The organism is Lysobacter sp. GQ73, assembly GCF_059758755.1.
The window spans coordinates 85,299-103,729 of the sequence record NZ_JCAXEE010000005.1; the positions used below are offsets into that span (position 1 = coordinate 85,299).

Consider the following 18,431-nt stretch of genomic DNA (forward strand, 5'->3'; position numbering starts at 1 on the left):
TCTTCCGCCGAGGCTCGTCATGGATATCCGCCCCATCCTGTCCACCCTGCGCCGGCACAAGACCGCCGCCGCGCTGATCGTGTTCGAAGTCGCCCTGACCTGCGCGATCATCTGCAACGCGGTGTTCCTGATCGAAAACCGCATCGCCCGCATGCAGCGTCCGAGCGGCATGATCGAGAACGAGCTGATCCGTTTCTCGATCGGCGGCATCAACGAGAAGGGCGATGCCGACGCCTTGACCCAGTCGGACTTGGCCGTGTTGCGCTCGCTGCCCGGAGTCAAGGCCGCCACGGTGACCAACCAGGTGCGTTACGGCCAGTCGTCGTGGAACTCGGGCCTGGAACTCAAGCCAGACCAGCCCTTGCCGACGACCAACGCCACCACCTATCTCGGCGACGAGCAATTCATCAAGACGATGGGACTCAAGCTGGTCGCCGGCCGCGACTTCAGCGCCGATGAGGTATTCAGCTACCGCAAGATCCGCGAGCCCGGCTTGGACTACCCGATCCCCTCGGCGATCATCACCCGTTCGCTGGCGCAGATGCTGTATCCCGGCCAGGACCCGATCGGCAAGGTGTTCTACGGTTGGGGCGAGGCGCCGACCCAGGTCGTCGGCGTGGTCGAGCACCTGCTGCGCCCGAACGAACACTTCGGCGCGTCCAGCGCCGATTACTCGGTGATCTTCCCGATCCAGATGGACTACAACAGCGCCATCTACCTGATCCGCACCGATCCGGCGCGGCGCCAGGAAGTGCTCGCCAGCGCCGCCGCCGCGCTGAGCAAGAACGGCCCCTTGCGCATCCTCGACGAGGACAACGACACCATCGAGAACATGAGCGACAAGTTCCACCAGACCGATCGTTCGATGGTCTGGCTGCTCGCGTCGGTCTGCGTCGCCCTGCTGATCGTGACCGCGCTCGGCATCGTCGGCCTGGCCAGCTTCTGGGTGCAGCAGCGGACCAAGCAGATCGGCGTGCGCCGCGCGCTCGGCGCCACCCGCGGCCAGATCCTGCGCTATTTCCAGACCGAGAATTTCCTGCTGACCAGCATCGGCATCGGTCTGGGCATGGCCCTGGCGTTCGCGATCAACCTGGCGCTGATGCGCTATTACGAACTGCCGCGCCTGCCCGGGCTCTACTTGCCGCTCGGCGCGCTGTGCCTGTGGCTGCTCGGGCAACTCGCGGTGTACGGCCCGGCCCGGCGCGCGGCGCTGGTGCCGCCGGCGCTGGCGACGCGATCGGCCTGAGCGCAAGCGTCCCAAGGCCTCCACCGCCGCATTCACTCGTTGCACCCGCTACCCAATCGACGCGATCCCAAGCCCGTCCGCACGCCGGTCGGGAGCGGGGTCCCGCGCCCCGCCTCATCGCCGCACGCCACCACGGAGCCCCGCATGACTCTCGCCTCCCCGCACCGTCCCACCCGCAGCGCTTTGCGCATCGCCGCGTTGTCGGCCGCGCTCGCCGGCGCGCTCTGCCTGCCCGCCGCACACGCCGCCGCCGCGGACACCGGCATACGCGCCGCCGCGCCGGCCTCGGCCCAGGCGGACGACGTCGCCGCACGCACGCGCCAGTTCAACGCCCTGATCGATGAGCACTGGGAAGGGCTGATGCGCGAGCTACCGGAGCAGGCCAGCTTCTTCGGCGACTACCGCTACAACGCCGCCTGGAGCGATTTCTCCCTGGCCGGCGCGCAGCGCCGCAACCAGGCGACCCGCGCCCTGCTCAAGCGGCTGCAGGCCGTCGACACCCGCGGCTTCGCCGACAGCGACCTGCTCAATCACCGCCTGCTGGTGCGCTGGCTCGAGAACGACATCGAGGGCTACGAGCTCAAGACCCACCAGATGCCGCTCGACCAGTTCAACGGTACCCATCTGTTCCTGACCATCGTGGTCAAGGCCTTCCCGTTCAACGACACCCGGCAGTACGACGATTACCTGGCCCGCCTGCGCGCGATTCCGCGCATTCTCGACCAGGTCACCGAGGTCGCCCGCGCGGGCGCCAAAAACGGCCTGATGCAGCCGCGTTATCTGCTCGACAAGGTCGCCGCGCAGTGCAACGGCATCGCCGACGTCGCCGGCGAGGACAGCGTGTTCGCCGCGGCGCTGAAGAAATTCCCCGACAGCGTGCCGGCGGCCGAACGCGAACGGCTGCGCAAGCAGATCCTCGAAGTCGTCGACCAGCAGGTGCACCCGGCCTATCGCCGCCTCGGCGAGTTCGTGGCCAAGGAATACGCGCCGCAGGGCCGCGAGCAGTACGGCATCTGGTCGGTGCCGAACGGCGAGGCCCTGTACCGGTATGCGATCGAGCAGTTCACCTCGTCGTCGATGACGCCCGAGGCGATCCATCGCCTCGGCCTGAGCGAGGTCGAGCGCATCGAACGCGCGCAGACCGAAATCGCCCGGCGCCTGGGCTACGCCGACCTCAAGAGCGCGCGCAAGGCGATGGCGGCCGACCCCGCCCGCCATGCCAAGTCGCGCGAACAGATCCTCGAGCTGTACCGCGAGTACATCGCAGCGATGGAGAAACGCCTCCCCGATCTGTTCGGCACCCTGCCGACCACCGCGGTGCAGGTGCAGGCGGTGGAAACCTGGCGCGAGAAGGAGGCCTCGTCCGCGCAGTACATGGCGGGCACGCCCGACGGCAAGCGCCCCGGCCTGATCACGGTCAACACCGGCGAGCCCGACAAACGCCTGCTGACCACGGTCGAGGCCATCGCCTACCACGAAGGCGTGCCCGGCCATCATCTGCAGTTGTCGGTCGCGCGCGGCCTGCCGGCCTTGCCGAAGTTCCGCACCCTGACCGGCCAGCTCGCCTACATCGAAGGCTGGGGCCTGTACTCGGAAGACCTCGGCAAGGAAGTCGGTTTCTATCAGGACCCGTACAGCGATTTCGGCCGGCTCTCGCAGGAACTGATCCGCGCCAACCGGCTCGTCCTCGACACCGGCGTACATCACGAACGCTGGAGCCGCGAACAGATGGTGCAATGGATGCGCGACCACTCCGACATGGAGGAGCCGAACATCCAGGCCGAGGCCGACCGCTACATCGCCTGGCCGGGACAGGCCCTGGCCTACAAGATGGGCCAGTTGAAGATCCGCGAACTGCGTGCCCGCGCGGAATCGCAACTCGGCCCGCGCTTCGACATCCGCGACTTCCACGACCAGATTCTCGGCGGCGGCGCCCTGCCGCTGCGCGAACTGGAAACGCGGATCGATCGCTGGATCGCCTCGGTGCCGGCGGACGCACCGCCGGCCAAGGTCGCGAAGTAGACCTCCACGAAGCAAGTCCCGCCCGACGAACCTGGTCCGGGCCGGATACGGCCAGGTTCCGCTCCTCTCGCAGCTCGTGCGAGAGGAGCCAGGCCGGCCCGCGGCCCGCACTGCCGCTTCGCGCAGGCCGGTGGCAAAGGCGCTGCGCCGCACGCCTCGCACGATGCCCGGCCGGGCCGGCCTGCAGCGCCGGGCCCGCGCCGTATACTGCGGCGATTACGAGCCGCCGCGATGCGGCGCCCGCTCCCGAACCACACGGATTCCTGATGCGCACGGTCCTGGTCATCGACGACAACCCGGCGGTCGGCACCGCGCTCGACCTGCTGTTCGGCCTGCGCGAAATCCGCGTGGTCACCGCGCAGTCGCCGGACGAAGGCTTGGAGCTGCTGGCCCGCGACGACATCGGCCTGGTCCTGCAGGACATGAACTTCAGCGCCGACACTACCTCCGGCGAGGAAGGCGTGGCGCTGTTCCGCGCGATCCGCGCGCGCCATCCCGACCTGCCGATCATCCTGCTGACCGCGTGGACGCATCTGGACATCGCCGTCGACCTGGCCAAGGCCGGCGCCGCCGATTACCTGGCCAAGCCCTGGGACGACCAGAAACTGCTCGCCAGCGTCGAGAACCTGCTCGAACTCGGCGCCAGCGCCCGCGAAATCTCGCGCCTGCACGAGCAGCGACGCAAGCTGCAGCGCGACCTGGAAGCGCGCTACGACCTGCGCGGCCTGGTGTTCGGCTCCGAGCCGCTGGCGCGGGTGATCGAACTGGCCGGACAGGTCGCGCGCGCCGACGTGCCGGTGCTCATCACCGGACCCAACGGCGCCGGCAAGGAAAAGATCGCCGAGATCATCCAGGCCAATTCCTCGGTCAAGTCCGGCCCGTTCGTGACCCTGAACTGCGGCGCGTTGCCGACCGAGCTGATCGAAGCGGAACTGTTCGGCGCCGATGCCGGCGCCTACACCGGCGCCAACAAGATGCGCGAGGGCAAATTCGAGGCCGCCGACGGCGGCACCTTGTTCCTCGACGAGATCGGCAACCTGCCGCTGGCCGGGCAGATGAAGTTGCTGCGCGTGCTCGAGACCGGCCGCTTCGAGCGGCTGGGCTCGAATCGCGAGCGCCAGGTCAAGGTGCGGGTGATCAGCGCCACCAACGCCGACCTGCCGACGATGATCCGCGACGGCCGCTTCCGCGAAGACCTGTACTACCGCCTCAACACCATCCAGATCGATATTCCGCCGCTGGCCGAGCGCCGCGACGACGTGCTGCCGTTGGCGCGGCATTTCCTGCGCGACAACGCGCTCGCCAACGGCAAGCGCCTGAGCGAGGAAGCCGAGCGCGCGCTGTACGCGCACGCCTGGCCCGGCAACGTGCGCGAGCTGCGCAACACCCTGCAGCGCGCCGCCCTGCTCGCGCGCGGCGACAGCATCGGCCCGGCCGACCTCGGCCTGCCGGTCGCGCCGTCGCCGAGCGTCGGCAACGGCGGCGAAGAGCCCGACCGCGCCGCCATCGAGGCCGCGCTCGAACGCGCCGGCGGCGTGCTCGCGCAGGCCGCCGGCGAGCTGGGCTTGTCGCGGCAGGCCTTGTACCGCCGCCTCGAACGGCTCGGCATCAAGCGCGACTGAGGCCCGACCATGCGCCGCCTTCCCCTGAGTCTGGTGTTCAGCGTCATCGCCCTGGCCTACCTGACGGGCGGCGCCGCGCTGACCTTGTGGCTGTCGGACTACTTCGCCGAGCGCTGGCTCGCCCTCGCCGTGGTGGTCGCGGTGCTGGCGCCGCTGCTGATCTATCACGTCCGGCGCGCGTTCGCGCCGATGAACTCGCTGTTCCGCGCCCTGGCCGGCTCGGTCGCGAGCTATCGCGATGGCGATTACTCGATCAGCTTCCATTGGACCGGCGGCGGCGATCTCGGCGAACTGGTCGCCAGCCACAACCGGCTAGGCGACGCCTTGCGCGAACAACGCCTGAGCCTGGTGCAGCGCGAGCTGCTGCTCGACACCATGATCCAGAACACGCCGGTGGCGATGATGCTGGTCGACCCGACCCGGCGCATCGTTCACGGCAACCTCGCCGCGCGCAAGATGCTCGGCGAAGGCCGGCGCCTGGAGGGCCAGAGCTTCGCCGAGCTGCTCGCGCGCGCGCCGACGCCGATGCAGGACGCCTTCGAGCGCGGCGGCGACGGCATGTTCTCGGTCGGCGACATCGAGAACGAAGAGATCTACCACCTTTCGCGGCGCATCTTCCGTCTCAACGGCCGCGCCCACGAGCTGGTGCTGCTGCGCCAGCTGACCGCCGAGCTGCGCCGCCAGGAAGTGCAGACCTGGAAGAAGGTGATCCGGGTAATCAGCCACGAACTCAACAATTCGCTGGCGCCGATCGCCTCGCTCGCCCACTCCGGCGCCGAGCTGTTGCGCCGCGGCCAGTACGAACGCCTGCCGACCGCGCTGACCACGATCGAGGAACGCGCGCGCCATCTCGAAGGTTTCATCCGCGACTACGCGCGCTTCGCCAAGCTGCCTTCGCCGCGGCTGCAACCGATCGAGTGGTCGCGCTTCGTCGAGCAACTGCGCAGCCAGGTCGATTTCGTCTACGACGGCGTACAAGGCGAGGCGATCGCGCGCGTCGACGCCGCCCAGCTCGAGCAGAGCCTGATCAACCTGCTCAAGAACGCCCACGAATCCGGCTCCAAGCCCGAAGACGTACGGCTGCAGTTGCGCCGCGTACAGGACGCCTGGCGCATCGACGTGCTCGACCGCGGCAGCGGCATGAACGACGCGGTGTTGTCCAACGCCTTGTTGCCGTTCTATTCGACCAAGCGCAACGGCACCGGCCTGGGGCTCGCGCTCGCACGCGAGATCGCCGAAGCCCATGGCGGCCGCATCGCCCTGCTCAATCGCGAAGGCGGCGGACTGTGCGTGTCGATGGTGCTGCCGGATGCCTGAGCCGCACGGCTCGAGCGCCGATAGGTAAGCGCGTGGCGACGGAACCCGTACCCATCGAAGAGGCGTGATGGAGTTCCTCGCGGCATCGACGACGCTGTCGCAACACCCCAGGCGTGACCGCCTCAACATAATGCGCCGGCCGGGCGTCCAGACATCCCCGTCGAGCGCATCGCTGCGCAAGTCCGCCGGCCGGGAGAAGCGCGCGCGAGCTTTCGCTCAGCGTTCGCGTTCGGGCCATGCATGAGATCGATGTAGGGGTGTAACCCCCGCTTTCGTTTCTAGACAGGTCGCCCCCGAAACACGAACGCCGGACGACGTGCGCATCGCAAAAAAAGCCGCAGGATTTCCAAACAACCGAACAGGAGATTCGCCCATGTTTCGCAAATCTACGCTTCTGGCTGCCGGTCTCATCGCATTTCTCGCAAGTTTCGCTGCTTGCGCACGCAACGTCGTATTCCTGAATAATCCCTCGCCTCAGGACGTGAAGGACATCGCTCACTACCGGGTCAAGAGCACCGGCCAGCCTTTCTTTTCCGATCTCGTGCTGTTCGCCGCCAACATCAACGGCAGCACGCCCAACACGCCGGTGCTGCACTACAACACGGAGATGAGCGCGATCCTCAAGGACAACATCGACGCCGTCCGCCAATTGCAGAACGCCGGGATCAAGGTCCAGATCTCCTACCTAGGCAACCATCAGAACGCGGGCTGGTCGTGCAACATGACCTCCAGGACCGCGACCCGGCTCGGCAACGCGATGGTGGCCGAGGTGGTGAAGTACGGCCTCGACGGCATCAACGTCGACGACGAATACTCCACCTGCTCGGGCAGCGCGAGCTCGTTCTACGCGGTGCTCAAGGCGATCCGCAGCAATCCCTATTTCTCCGGCAAGACCCTGAGCAAGGCACTGTGGTCCGACTCGCAGTACTTCCGCTCGCCCAACAACGCCGCCAGCCAACTGACCGAAGGTTATGAGATGACCTATGCCGGCAGCGTCGGCTATCTGACCCCTTACGTCGGCTACGGCATGAGCAAGTCCAGCCTGTTCCTCGGCATCTCGCCGGAATTCAGCTCGGCCTCGCAAGCGCGCACGATCGCCCAGAACGTCGCCGGCGGCGGCTACCAGGGCGTGATGATCTGGGCGCCGAACGCGTTCCTCGACCGGACCGCCGCGGCGCAGTACTACACCGAGATCGCCAGGGGGCAGAGCGGCGCCACCGAAGCGGTGGAGTACGTTCCCTGATCGAAGTCGCAGCGGCGTGGCAGGGCGCTGAAGTCTCTGGTTTCATTCAGCAGCTCTGTGCAGCTTCTGCAGCCGCTTTCGTGCAGCAGGCGGCATCGCGGCGTCCCACAGGGCGCGCCGCGATGCACCGCGACCGCTTACTTCTTCTTGGCCGGCCGCTTCCAGCCTTCCACCGTCGACTGGCGCGCGCGCGCCACGGTCAGCTCTCCCGGCGGCGCCAGGCGAGTGATCACCGATCCTGCCGCGATCGTCGCGTCCTTGCCGATGGTGACCGGCGCGACCAGCGAGGAGTTGGAACCGATGAAGGCGCCGTCCTCGATCGTGGTCGTCGATTTGTTGACCCCGTCGTAGTTGCAGGTGATGGTGCCGGCGCCGACGTTGACCCCCGCGCCGATCACCGCATCGCCAAGATAGGTCAGGTGATTGGCCTTGCTGCCGACGCCGAGGCTGAGGTTCTTGGTTTCGACGAAGTTGCCGACGTGGGCGCCGTCGGCGAGCACGGTACCCGGGCGCAGACGCGCATACGGACCGATCTGCGCCGCGCCTTCCACGACCACGCCGTCGAGGTCGCAATGCGCGCGCACCAGAGTGCCGGCGCCGAGCCTGACGTCCTTGAGCCGGCAGAACGGCCCGATGCGCACGCCGTCGCCGAGTTCGACCTTGCCTTCCAGGATCACGTCGATGTCGATCTCGACGTCCTGGCCGACCTGCACTTCGCCGCGCAGATCGAAGCGCGAGGGATCGGCCAGGCGCGCGCCCTGCAGGCAGACCGCGCGCGCCGCGCGCCACTGGTAGGCGCGTTCGAGCTGGGCGAGCTGCCAGGCATCGTTGGCGCCCTCGACCTCGATCGGCTCGGCGACGTGGACCATCTCGGCCGGGGTGTATTCCGCGGCCGCGGCGGCGAACACGTCGGTGAGGTAGTACTCGCCCTGCGCGTTGTCGTTGCCGAGGCGGTCAAGCCAGCGCCGCAGCGGCTCGCCGTCGGCGACCAGGATGCCGGTGTTGACGGTGCGGATCTCGCGCAGTTCCTCGTCGGCGTCCTTGTGCTCGACGATGCGGCCGACCCGGCCTTCGGGATCGCGGACGATGCGGCCATAGCCGGTCGGGTCGTCCAGGTCGGCGACCAGCACCGCGATGCGGCCCGGCGCGTCGAGCAGACGCTGCAGGGTCTCGGGGGTGATCAGGGCGACGTCGCCGTACAGCACCAGCACCCGCGCATCCTGCGGCACGCCCGGCATCGCCTGCTGCACCGCGTGACCGGTGCCGAGGCGCTGCTGCTGCTCGGCCCAGTGCAGGTCGTCCTGGCCTTCGAAGGCCGCACGCACCTGTTCGCCGCCATGGCCGTAGACCACGTGGATGCCGGCCGGGCGCAGCGCCCGGGCGGTCTCGATCACGTGGGCCAGCATCGGCCGGCCGGCGATCTTCTGCAGCACTTTCGCGGTGGCCGACTTCATCCGCTTGCCCTCGCCCGCGGCGAGGATGACGATATGCAATTGATTCATCGAATCGTGAGCCATGGATTTCGGGTTCCTCGACGCGCACTCCGCGTCCGGGCGGAATCTTAGCAACTGCCTTGACGAGGATTCTGCATGCCCGCTGAGCGCGTTTCCTGGCGACCGACTGCGGTGGTCGCCCTGTTCTTCACCTTGCTCGCGGCGCTGGTCCAACGCCAGGACGCAAACTGGGACCTGCGTAACTATCATTTGTACACGCCGCTGGCCTGGCTCGACGGACGCCTGGACTACGACATCGCCGCGGCGCAGATGCAGACCTGGCACAACCCGATCGCCGACCTGCCGTTCGCCCTGCTGGTGCAGGCCGGCGCGAGCGGCTGGCTGGTCACCCTGTGGCTGGCCCTGCCGAGCTTCATCGCTTTGTGGTTCGGCCTGCGACTGCTCGATGCGCTGATGCCGGCGCAGCGCAGCCGGCTGCGCACCTGGATGGCCGGCCTGGTCGCAATCACCGGCGCGGCGGTGTATCCCGGCACCGCGGCGACCTTCAACGACCACATTGTCGGCGCCTTCGTGCTGGCGGCCCTGTGGTGGGCGGTCGATTCGTTCCGCCGCCGCGGCGCCTGGGCGACCTGGCTGCCGGTCGGCCTGCTCGCCGGCACCGCCGCCGGCCTCAAGCTCACCGCGGTCATGTACTGCCTGGGTTTCATCGCCATGGCGCTGTGCGCCGGACCGCTGAAGCAGCTGCCGGTGCGCCTGATCGCCCTGGCGATCGGCGGCGCGGTCGGCGCGGCCTTGAGCTGGGGCCCATGGGGCTGGTACCTGTGGGAACACCACGGCAATCCGCTGTTCCCCTATTTCAATCACTGGTTCCACTCGCCCGATGCGCTGTTCAGCGAGCGCCGCGACCTGCGCTTCCTGCCCACGACCGCGCTCGATGCGCTCAACGTGCCGCTGCGCCTGCTGCGCAAAAGCAACGATTTCTCCGAAGCCTCGCTGGCCGACGCGCGCGTGTTGCTCGGCCTGTGCGCGCTCGCCGCCTGGTGGTGGCTGCGGCGCAAGCGCGAGGTCGCAGCAGTCGGCGAATCGACCATCGCGGAGAACGCCTCCGACCCGCGCGGCCTGGCCGCGCCGTACGGGCCGCTGCTGGCCTTCGTCCTGGTCGCTTATGCGTTCTGGCTGCACGTCTACAGCATCTACCGCTATTTGTATCCGCTCGAACTGCTGTTCTCGGTGTTGATCGTCGGCGTGATCTCGGTCGCATTCGCGCGGCGCGGGTCGCGCACCGCGCTCGTGGTCGGCGCATTGCTGGCGATCGCGCCGACCAAGCATCCGGGCTGGGGGCGCGATCCGTTCCGCAGCCCGATGATCTCGGTGCAATTCCCCGCGCTGCCAGCCGACAGCCTGGTGGTGACCAGCACCGAGACGCCGATCGGCCATGCCGTCGCGTTCCTGCCGCGCGGCGTCGCGGCGCTGGCGATACGCAACAACTTCATGGACCCGCAGCAATGCACGCGGCTGCAGGCGCGGGTGGAAAGCCGGATCGCCGGCCACAAGGGACCGCTATGGTTGCTGCGCCCGGTCGCGGTCGACGCGGTCGCGGCCGAGCGCATGAGTCTGTACGGACTGCGCGTCGATGGCGCCTGCATGCGGGTCGCCGACAGCCTGGCCGAGATCGAACTGTGCCCGCTCGCGCGGACCGCGTTCACTCCGATCTGTAGCGCACCACCTGGTCGGTGATCAGGCGCAGGATCTCGTTCGAACGCCGGTTGACGGTGTCGAGGATCAACCCGGTCGCGAGCAGGATGAAGGCGGTCAGGGCCAGGGCCGCGGCGAGCACCGCGGTCGAGGGATGGGTGACCGCGCCGCTGAGGGTGAATTCGTGGACCACGAAGGCGCCGAAGCCCAGGCTCGCCAAACCCGCGGCCAGGGCGGCGACGCCGAAGAACAGCAGCGGCCGCAGGTCCTTGAACAGGAATCCGATCGTGCGCAACACGCGGAAACCGTCGCGGAAGGTGTTGAGCTTGGACTCGCTGCCTTCCGGGCGCACGCCATAGGGCACGGTGCGTTCGCTGAGCACGAAGGCGTGGGCCATCGCGAACACGGTCATCTCGGTTTCGATCTCGAAACCGCGCGACAGCACCGGCATCGATTTGACGAAACGGCGCGAGAACGCGCGATAACCCGACAGCACGTCGCGCACCGGCTGCCCGAACAAACGGCCGATGCTCCAGCGCACCAGGCGATTGCCGAAGCCGTGGAAGCGCCGGAACGAACCGCTGTCGTGGCTTTCCAGGCGGGTGCCGACGACCATGTCGGCGCGGCCCTCGAGGATGTCCTCGATCAGCATCGCGGCGTGATCGGCCGGATAGGTGTCGTCGCCGTCGACCATCAGATAGACATCGGCCTCGACCTCGCGGAACATCGCCCGCACCACGTTGCCCTTGCCCTTGGCCGGCACGCGATGGACCCGGGCGCCGGCGGCGCGCGCGATCGCCGCGGTGTCGTCGGTGCTGGCGTTGTCGAACACCCAGACCTCGGCCTCGGGCAGGACGCGACGGAAGTCGGCGACGACCTTGGCCACCGTGCGGGCTTCGTTGTAGCAGGGGATCAGTACTGCGCTGCGCAAACCGCCGCTCCCGTCGTGCCGGCTGGTGATGGGCGCGATGGTACAGGGTCGTCTGGCTAGAATGCGCGCATGACCGCCGCCCCGACCGCTCCTGCCAGGCTCGCATCCGCCGAGTTCGCGCTTGCCGACTTCGCGCTCTCGGAGCCCGGCCGCGTCGGCGCGACCGGGGCCGGCGCATGAGCCTGACCCGGCAGGGCCGCAATTACCTGATCTTCGGTGCGCTGCAGTACCTGATCGACTGGGGCGTGATGGTCGGCCTGAGCCACCTCGGCATGCCGGTCGAGGCCGCCAATCTCGCCGGCCGCATCAGCGGCGCGCTGATCGGCTTCTGGCTCAATGGCCGCTTCACTTTCGCCAGCGAAGACACCCGGGTCGGCCGACGCCAGTTCGGGCGCTTCGTCATGCTCTGGATCGGCACCACCATCGTCAGCACCTGGGCGGTCAGCACCGTCGACAGCCACGCCGGCCTGCAATGGACCTGGCTGGCCAAGCCGGTGATCGAAGTCGTCCTGGGCGGGGTCGGCTTCCTGGTCTCGCGCCACTGGGTGTATCGCCGCTGAGGCGACGGCGCACCGCCACTCTTCTACGGTCGTCCCGCAAAGACGGGCTTCGCCTTATTACGGCGGAGCCGACCATCCAGCGCTCCATCGCGACAGCAGCCGAAGTCTCGTCCCGAAACGAAAAACGCCGGCGCAAGGCCGGCGTCTTCGTAGCGGCGATGACCCGCCGCGATGTCGCGCAGCGCGACTCAGTGCTTGATGTTCTTGCGCAGACGCTCCAGCGCCTGCAGCTGCGCCATCGCTTCGGCGAGCTTGGCCTGCGCTTCGGCGACGTCCATCTGCGGGCCGCGGTTGGCGAGCATGCGCTCGGCTTCTTCCTTGGCGGCGCGCACGGCGGCCTCGTCGATGTCCTGGGCGCGGATCGCGGTGTCGGCCAGCACGGTCACGACCTGCGGCTGCACTTCCAGGATGCCGCCGGAGACGGCGAAATCCAGCTGTTCGCCGCTCGGCAGGGTCACCACGACCTTGCCCGGCTTCAGCCGCGTGATCAGCGGCGCGTGGCGCGGTGCGATGCCGAGTTCGCCGATCTCGCCGGTGGCGACGAGCAGCGTCGCCTCGCCGTGGAAGATCTCTTCCTCGGCGCTGACGATGTCGCAACGGAACGTAGTGGCCATAGTCTTTCTCGCTTCGCTCGATGGGATTCGATATTCGGGATTCGGGATTGGCAAAACCCGGCCAATCGCCTCGTACCGCCTTACGAATCCTTAATCTCTAATCCCTAATCCCGAGACGCCCGGAGGGCGTCTTAGCCCACGCCCATCTTCTTGGCCTTCTCGACCGCTTCCTCGATGCCGCCGACCATGTAGAACGCCTGCTCCGGCAGGTGGTCGTACTCGCCTTCGACGATGCCCTTGAAGCCGCGGATCGTGTCCTTCAGCGACACGTACTTGCCCGGCGCGCCGGTGAACACTTCGGCGACGTGGAACGGCTGCGAGAAGAAACGCTCGATCTTGCGCGCGCGCGACACGGCCTGCTTGTCTTCTTCCGACAGCTCGTCCATGCCGAGGATCGCGATGATGTCCTTGAGCTCCTTGTACTTCTGCAAGGTGGCCTGGACGCGACGCGCGGTGTCGTAGTGCTCGGCGCCGATCACGTTCGGGTCGAGCTGACGCGAGGTGGAGTCGAGCGGGTCGACCGCCGGGTAGATACCCAGCGACGCGATGTTACGGCTCAACACGACGGTGGCGTCGAGGTGGGCGAAGGTGGTGGCCGGCGACGGGTCGGTCAGGTCGTCCGCAGGCACGTACACGGCCTGGATCGAGGTGATCGAACCGGTCTTGGTCGAGGTGATGCGTTCCTGCAGGACGCCCATTTCCTCGGCCAGGGTCGGCTGGTAACCCACCGCCGACGGCATGCGGCCGAGCAGCGCCGACACTTCGGTACCGGCCAGCGTGTAGCGGTAGATGTTGTCGACGAAGAACAGGACGTCGCGGCCCTTGCCGTTCTCGTCCTTCTCGTCGCGGAAGTACTCGGCCATGGTCAGGCCGGTCAGGGCGACGCGCAGACGGTTGCCCGGCGGCTCGTTCATCTGGCCGTACACCATCGCGACCTTCGAGTCCTTCAGGCTCTCGAGCTGGATGACGCCGGCTTCGGCCATCTCGTGGTAGAAGTCGTTGCCTTCGCGGGTACGCTCGCCGACGCCTGCGAACACCGACAGGCCCGAGTGCTCGGTGGCGATGTTGTTGATCAGCTCAAGCATGTTGACCGTCTTGCCCACGCCGGCGCCGCCGAACAGGCCGACCTTGCCGCCCTTGGCGAACGGGCACATCAGGTCGATGACCTTGATGCCGGTTTCCAGCAGCTCGTTGCCCGAGGACTGGTCGGCGTAATCGGGAGCCGCGCGGTGGATTTCCCAATGCTCGGTCGCTTCGACCGGGCCGGCTTCGTCGATCGGCTCGCCGAGCACGTTCATGATGCGGCCGAGGGTGCCCACGCCGACCGGCACCGAGACGCCCTTGCCGGTGTTGATGGCGATCAGGTTGCGCTTGAGGCCGTCGGTGGAACCGAGCGCGATCGCGCGCACGATGCCGTCGCCGAGCTGCTGCTGCACTTCGAGGGTGATGGCGGTGTTCTCGACCTTCAACGCGTCGTACACGCGCGGCACCGACTCGCGTGCGAACTCGACGTCGACGACCGCACCGATGATCTGAACGATCTTGCCCTGGCTGCTGCTCATCTTTGATTCCTCAGTAACTTTCAAATGCTGCTCGTGGTCGCTGGCCTAGGCCGCGCCCACCGGATGGTTTAGACCGCCGCGGCGCCGCCGACGATTTCGGAGATTTCCTGGGTGATCGCGGCCTGGCGGGCCTTGTTGTAGACCAGGTTCAGGGTGCCGATCAGCTTGCTGGCGTTGTCGCTCGCCGACTTCATCGCGACCATGCGCGCGGCATGCTCGGAAGCTACGTTCTCCAGCACCGCCTGGTACACCAGCGACTCGATGTAGCGGGTCAGCACGTGATCGAGCACGGTCTGCGCATCGGGTTCGTAGATGTAGTCCCAGTCGTGCTTGGCGACCTGCGTTTCCGGCTCCGGCAGCGGCAGCAGCTGATCGAACGCCGCGCGCTGGGTCATCGTGTTGACGAAGTCGTTGTAGCTCAGGAACACGCGGTCGAGGTTGCCGGCGCTATAGGCATCGAGCATGACCTTGATCACGCCGACCAGCTGCTCCAGGTGCGGCTTGTCGCCCAGGTGGGTGACCGAGGCCAGCATGTTGACCTTGATGCGGCGGAAGAATACCGACGCCTTCTGGCCGATGGTGACCACGTCGACCTCGACGCCCTGCTCCTGCCACTTGCGGATTTCGCCGAGCAGCTTGCGGAACAGATTGTTGTTGAGGCCGCCGGCCAGACCGCGGTCGGACGACACGATCACATAGCCGACGCGCTTGGGATCCTTGCGCTCGACCATGTACGGATGCTGGTAATCGGTATTGGCCTGGGCCAGGTGACCGATCACCTGCTTGATCACGCGCGCATACGGGCGCGAGGTCTTCATCCGATCCTGCGCCTTGCGGATCTTGGAAGCCGAGACCATTTCGAGCGCGCGCGTCACCTTGCGGGTGTTCTGCACGCTCTTGATCTTGGTTTTGATTTCGCGTCCGCCTGCCATCTTTTTATCCGGGACTTGGGACTCGGGACTCGGGACTCGAAGGAGGCCCTGCCAGAATCGTTACTGCTAGCCCGGGACACTGGATCCGGCACCGCGGAACCCGCTTTCGCGAGTCCCGGGTTCCGAGCCCCGAGTCCCGGCTCCTGGTTACCAGCTACCGGTACGCTTGAACTCTTCGATGCCCTTCTTGAAGGCGCCTTCGATCTCGTCGTTCCAATCGCCGCTGTCGTTGATCTTCTTGACCAGCTCGCCGGCTGTGTTGGTGAAGTGCGCGTGCAGCGCCTCTTCGAACGCGCCGATCTTGGCCACCGGCACGTCGTCCATGTGGCCCTTGTCGACCGCGTAGATCGACAGCGACTGCAGGGCGATCGACATCGGCGCGTACTGCTTCTGCTTCATCAGCTCGGTGACGCGCTGACCGCGCTCGAGCTGCTTGCGGGTGGCCTCGTCGAGGTCGGAAGCGAACTGCGCGAACGCAGCCAGCTCGCGGTACTGGGCCAGGGCGATACGAATGCCGCCGGACAGCTTCTTGACGATCTTGGTCTGGGCGGCGCCGCCGACGCGCGACACCGAGATACCGGCGTTCACGGCCGGGCGGATGCCGGCGTTGAACAGATCGGTTTCCAGGAAGATCTGGCCGTCGGTGATCGAGATCACGTTGGTCGGAACGAACGCCGAGACGTCGCCGGCCTGGGTTTCGATGATCGGCAGCGCGGTCAGCGAACCGGTCTTGCCCTTCACTTCGCCGTTGGTGAACTTCTCGACGTAGTCGGAAGACACGCGCGCGGCGCGCTCGAGCAGGCGGCTGTGCAGGTAGAACACGTCGCCCGGGTAGGCTTCGCGGCCCGGCGGACGCTTCAGCAGCAGCGAGATCTGGCGGTAGGCGACGGCCTGCTTGGACAGATCGTCGTACACGATCAGCGCGTCTTCGCCGCGGTCGAGGAAGTACTCGCCCATGGTGCAGCCCGAGTAGGCGCTGATGTACTGCATCGCGGCCGATTCGGACGCGGTCGCGGCGACCACGATGGTGTGGGCGAGCGCGCCGTTCTCTTCGAGCTTGCGCACGACGTTGGCGACCGAGCTGGCCTTCTGGCCGATCGCGACGTACACGCACTTAATGCCGGTGCCCTTCTGGTTGATGATCGCGTCGATCGCCAGGGCGGTCTTGCCGGTCTGGCGGTCGCCGATGATCAGCTCGCGCTGGCCGCGGCCGATCGGGATCATCGCGTCGACGGTCTTGTAGCCGGTCTGCACCGGCTGGTCGACCGACTTGCGCCAGATCACGCCCGGGGCCACGCGCTCTACCGGAGCGGTCATGGTCGCGGCGATCGGGCCCTTGCCGTCGATCGGCTCGCCGAGGGCGTTGACCACGCGGCCGAGCAGTTCGCGGCCGACCGGCACTTCCAGGATGCGTGCGGTGGTCTTGGCGATGTCGCCTTCGCGCAGGTGTTCGTAGTCGCCCAGCACCACGGCGCCGACCGAGTCGCGCTCCAGGTTCAACGCCAGGGCGAAGGTGTTGTTCGGCAGTTCGATCATTTCGCCCTGCATCACGTCGGCCAGGCCGTGGATGCGCACGATGCCGTCGGACACCGAGGTGACCGTGCCTTCATTGCGCGCTTCGGCGGCCAGCTTGACCTTCTCGATGCGGGTCTTGATCAGTTCGCTGATTTCGGACGGGTTGAGCTGGGTGCTTGCCATTGTCGTTTCCTTGGTCCTGCATCGCGATGGGGCGACGCGCGGGTGCTTTCTTTTGGTTCGGGATCTGGGATCGGTGATTTGGGATTCGCCGGAGCCTTGGCCGCTACGAATCCCGCATCCCTAATCCCGAATCGCTGCTTTAACCGGCCAGCGCCGTCTGCAGGCGCGCGAGCTTGCCCTTGAGCGAGCCGTCGATCACGACATCGCCGGCGTCGATCACCGCGCCGCCGATCAGCGACGCGTCGACGGCCGTCTCGACTTCGACCTTGCGGCCGAAGCGCTTGACCAGCGCGGCCTTGATCGATTCGAGTTCGGCCGCGGGCAGATCGCTGGCGGAGGTGACCTTGGCCTTGACCACGCGGTCGGCTTCGGCGCGCAGTTCCTCGAACTGGCCGGAGATTTCCGGCAGCAGCGCGAGACGGCGGTTGTCGGCCAGCAGCGCGAGGAAGCGCTGGAAGGCTTCGTCCGCGCCGTCGATCGCGACCAGGCCGACGGCGTCGGCGTGGGTCAGCTGCGGATGACCGAGCAGCCCCTGCACCTGCGGATCGCCGGCGACGCGCGCCGCGAAGGCGAGCGCCCGGGACCATTCGGCGGAGCGGCCGGCGTCGTTCGCGGCCGCGAAAGCGGCGCGGGCGTACGGTCGTGCGAGGGTGAGGTTCTGGCTCATCGCGTTGGGCTATCCGATCAGATTTCTGCGGCCAGCTCGTCGAGCAGCGCCTTGTGGGCGTTGGCGTCGATTTCGCGCTTGAGCAGCTTTTCGGCGCCGGTCACCGCCAGCGTGGACACCTGCTTGCGCAGATCCTCGCGAGCGCGATCGGTGGCCGCGGCGATTTCGGCGTCGGCCAGCGCTTTCAGGCGCGTGCCTTCGACGACGGCGTCGGTCTTGGCCTGGTCGATGATCTGATTGGCGCGCTGATGCGCCTGGTCGATGATCTCGTTGGCCTTGGTACGGGCTTCACGCAGCGCCGCGTCGACGCTTTCCTGCGCCTGCGCAAGGTCTTTCTGGCTGCGTTCGGCAGCCGCCAGACCTTCGGCGATTTTCTTCTGGCGCTCTTCGATCGCTGCGTTCAGCGGCGGCCAAATGAACTTCATCGTGAACCATACGAGGATCGCGAAGGAGAGCATCTGACCGAAGAAAGTCATGTTGGGATTCATGACGGGTCCTCGACGTTGCTTACGTTGGGCCGGCTAGTACCGGCCCGGATTGCCGAATCGTGCCCCGCTCGGGGCACGGTTCTGCCTGATCAGCCAGCGGCGCCAGCGAGCTTGACGGCTTCGATCAGCGGGTTGGCGAACGCGAAGAACAGGGCGACGGCGAGGCCGATGATGAACGCGGCGTCGATCAGGCCGGCCAGCAGGAACATGCGGCCCTGCAGCATCGGGACCAGCTCCGGCTGACGCGCGGCGGATTCGAGGAACTTCGAACCCATGATCGCGATGCCCAGGCAAGCGCCGAGCGCGCCGAGGCCGATGATGATGCCGATCGCGATGGCGGTCAGACCCTGAACGTTGGCGATGAACTCCATGGTGCTTCT

16 protein-coding genes are annotated in these 18,431 nt (G+C 67.2%); 7 read left to right on the plus strand and 9 right to left on the minus strand.

The genetic code is table 11. The annotated features are described in order from the left end of the window. The first annotated feature begins 19 nt into the window (after positions 1-19). The 5 genes from AC6CH2_RS15540 (at position 20) to AC6CH2_RS15560 (ending at position 7,450) form a co-directional block, all read left to right on the plus strand. On the plus strand, positions 20-1,246 hold the full coding sequence (locus AC6CH2_RS15540) for an ABC transporter permease (protein ID WP_498269998.1): 1,227 nt from the start codon (positions 20-22) through the stop codon (positions 1,244-1,246). A gap of 144 nt (positions 1,247-1,390) precedes the next feature. Next, a complete protein-coding gene (locus AC6CH2_RS15545; RefSeq protein ID WP_498269999.1) occupies positions 1,391-3,268 on the plus strand; it encodes a DUF885 domain-containing protein in 1,878 nt (625 codons plus the stop codon). A 266-nt stretch (positions 3,269-3,534) separates the two neighbouring features. After that, on the plus strand, positions 3,535-4,890 hold the full coding sequence (locus tag AC6CH2_RS15550; RefSeq protein ID WP_498270000.1) for a sigma-54-dependent transcriptional regulator: 1,356 nt from the start codon (positions 3,535-3,537) through the stop codon (positions 4,888-4,890). A gap of 9 nt (positions 4,891-4,899) precedes the next feature. After that, the gene (locus AC6CH2_RS15555; protein ID WP_498270001.1) at positions 4,900-6,207 is read left to right on the plus strand and encodes a sensor histidine kinase; all 1,308 of its coding nucleotides are present in this window, start codon (positions 4,900-4,902) and stop codon (positions 6,205-6,207) included. A gap of 481 nt (positions 6,208-6,688) precedes the next feature. Beyond that, a complete protein-coding gene (locus AC6CH2_RS15560) occupies positions 6,689-7,450 on the plus strand; it encodes a glycoside hydrolase family 18 protein (protein ID WP_498270002.1) in 762 nt (253 codons plus the stop codon). A gap of 137 nt (positions 7,451-7,587) precedes the next feature. Here the strand turns inward: AC6CH2_RS15560 and glmU are convergent, their stop codons facing one another. Next, a complete protein-coding gene (glmU, locus tag AC6CH2_RS15565) occupies positions 7,588-8,952 on the minus strand; it encodes a bifunctional UDP-N-acetylglucosamine diphosphorylase/glucosamine-1-phosphate N-acetyltransferase GlmU (RefSeq protein ID WP_498270176.1) in 1,365 nt (454 codons plus the stop codon). Between the two features lie 87 nt (positions 8,953-9,039). Between glmU and AC6CH2_RS15570 the strand changes: the two genes are divergently transcribed. Further along, positions 9,040-10,641 (plus strand): hypothetical protein, encoded by a 1,602-nt coding sequence (locus AC6CH2_RS15570; protein ID WP_498270003.1) that lies wholly within the window; start codon positions 9,040-9,042, stop codon positions 10,639-10,641. On the opposite strand, the gene AC6CH2_RS15575 is transcribed toward AC6CH2_RS15570, so the two are convergent. Then, the gene (locus tag AC6CH2_RS15575; protein WP_498270004.1) at positions 10,607-11,530 is read right to left on the minus strand and encodes a glycosyltransferase; all 924 of its coding nucleotides are present in this window, start codon (positions 11,528-11,530) and stop codon (positions 10,607-10,609) included. The genes AC6CH2_RS15570 and AC6CH2_RS15575 overlap by 35 nt on opposite strands. Before the next feature lie 176 nt (positions 11,531-11,706). Between AC6CH2_RS15575 and AC6CH2_RS15580 the strand changes: the two genes are divergently transcribed. After that, positions 11,707-12,090, plus strand: a complete 384-nt coding sequence (locus AC6CH2_RS15580) for a GtrA family protein (protein ID WP_435396148.1) — start codon at positions 11,707-11,709, stop codon at positions 12,088-12,090. A gap of 188 nt (positions 12,091-12,278) precedes the next feature. On the opposite strand, the gene AC6CH2_RS15585 is transcribed toward AC6CH2_RS15580, so the two are convergent. From AC6CH2_RS15585 to atpE, 7 genes are all read right to left on the minus strand, one after another. After that, positions 12,279-12,704 (minus strand): F0F1 ATP synthase subunit epsilon, encoded by a 426-nt coding sequence (locus AC6CH2_RS15585; RefSeq protein ID WP_435396149.1) that lies wholly within the window; start codon positions 12,702-12,704, stop codon positions 12,279-12,281. 131 nt (positions 12,705-12,835) lie between these two features. After that, a complete protein-coding gene (gene atpD / locus AC6CH2_RS15590; protein ID WP_031371123.1) occupies positions 12,836-14,266 on the minus strand; it encodes a F0F1 ATP synthase subunit beta in 1,431 nt (476 codons plus the stop codon). Positions 14,267-14,334: 68 nt separating this feature from the next. Next, on the minus strand, positions 14,335-15,198 hold the full coding sequence (atpG, locus tag AC6CH2_RS15595; RefSeq protein ID WP_435396151.1) for a F0F1 ATP synthase subunit gamma: 864 nt from the start codon (positions 15,196-15,198) through the stop codon (positions 14,335-14,337). Positions 15,199-15,345: 147 nt separating this feature from the next. Further along, complete coding sequence (gene atpA, locus AC6CH2_RS15600; protein ID WP_435396152.1) at positions 15,346-16,896, minus strand: F0F1 ATP synthase subunit alpha; 1,551 nt, start codon at positions 16,894-16,896, stop codon at positions 15,346-15,348. A 139-nt stretch (positions 16,897-17,035) separates the two neighbouring features. After that, positions 17,036-17,563, minus strand: a complete 528-nt coding sequence (locus AC6CH2_RS15605; RefSeq protein WP_498270005.1) for a F0F1 ATP synthase subunit delta — start codon at positions 17,561-17,563, stop codon at positions 17,036-17,038. 17 nt (positions 17,564-17,580) lie between these two features. After that, the gene (locus AC6CH2_RS15610; protein ID WP_057919212.1) at positions 17,581-18,051 is read right to left on the minus strand and encodes a F0F1 ATP synthase subunit B; all 471 of its coding nucleotides are present in this window, start codon (positions 18,049-18,051) and stop codon (positions 17,581-17,583) included. Positions 18,052-18,140: 89 nt separating this feature from the next. Further along, complete coding sequence (gene atpE, locus AC6CH2_RS15615; protein WP_031371118.1) at positions 18,141-18,422, minus strand: F0F1 ATP synthase subunit C; 282 nt, start codon at positions 18,420-18,422, stop codon at positions 18,141-18,143. Between the last annotated feature and the right edge of the window lie 9 nt (positions 18,423-18,431).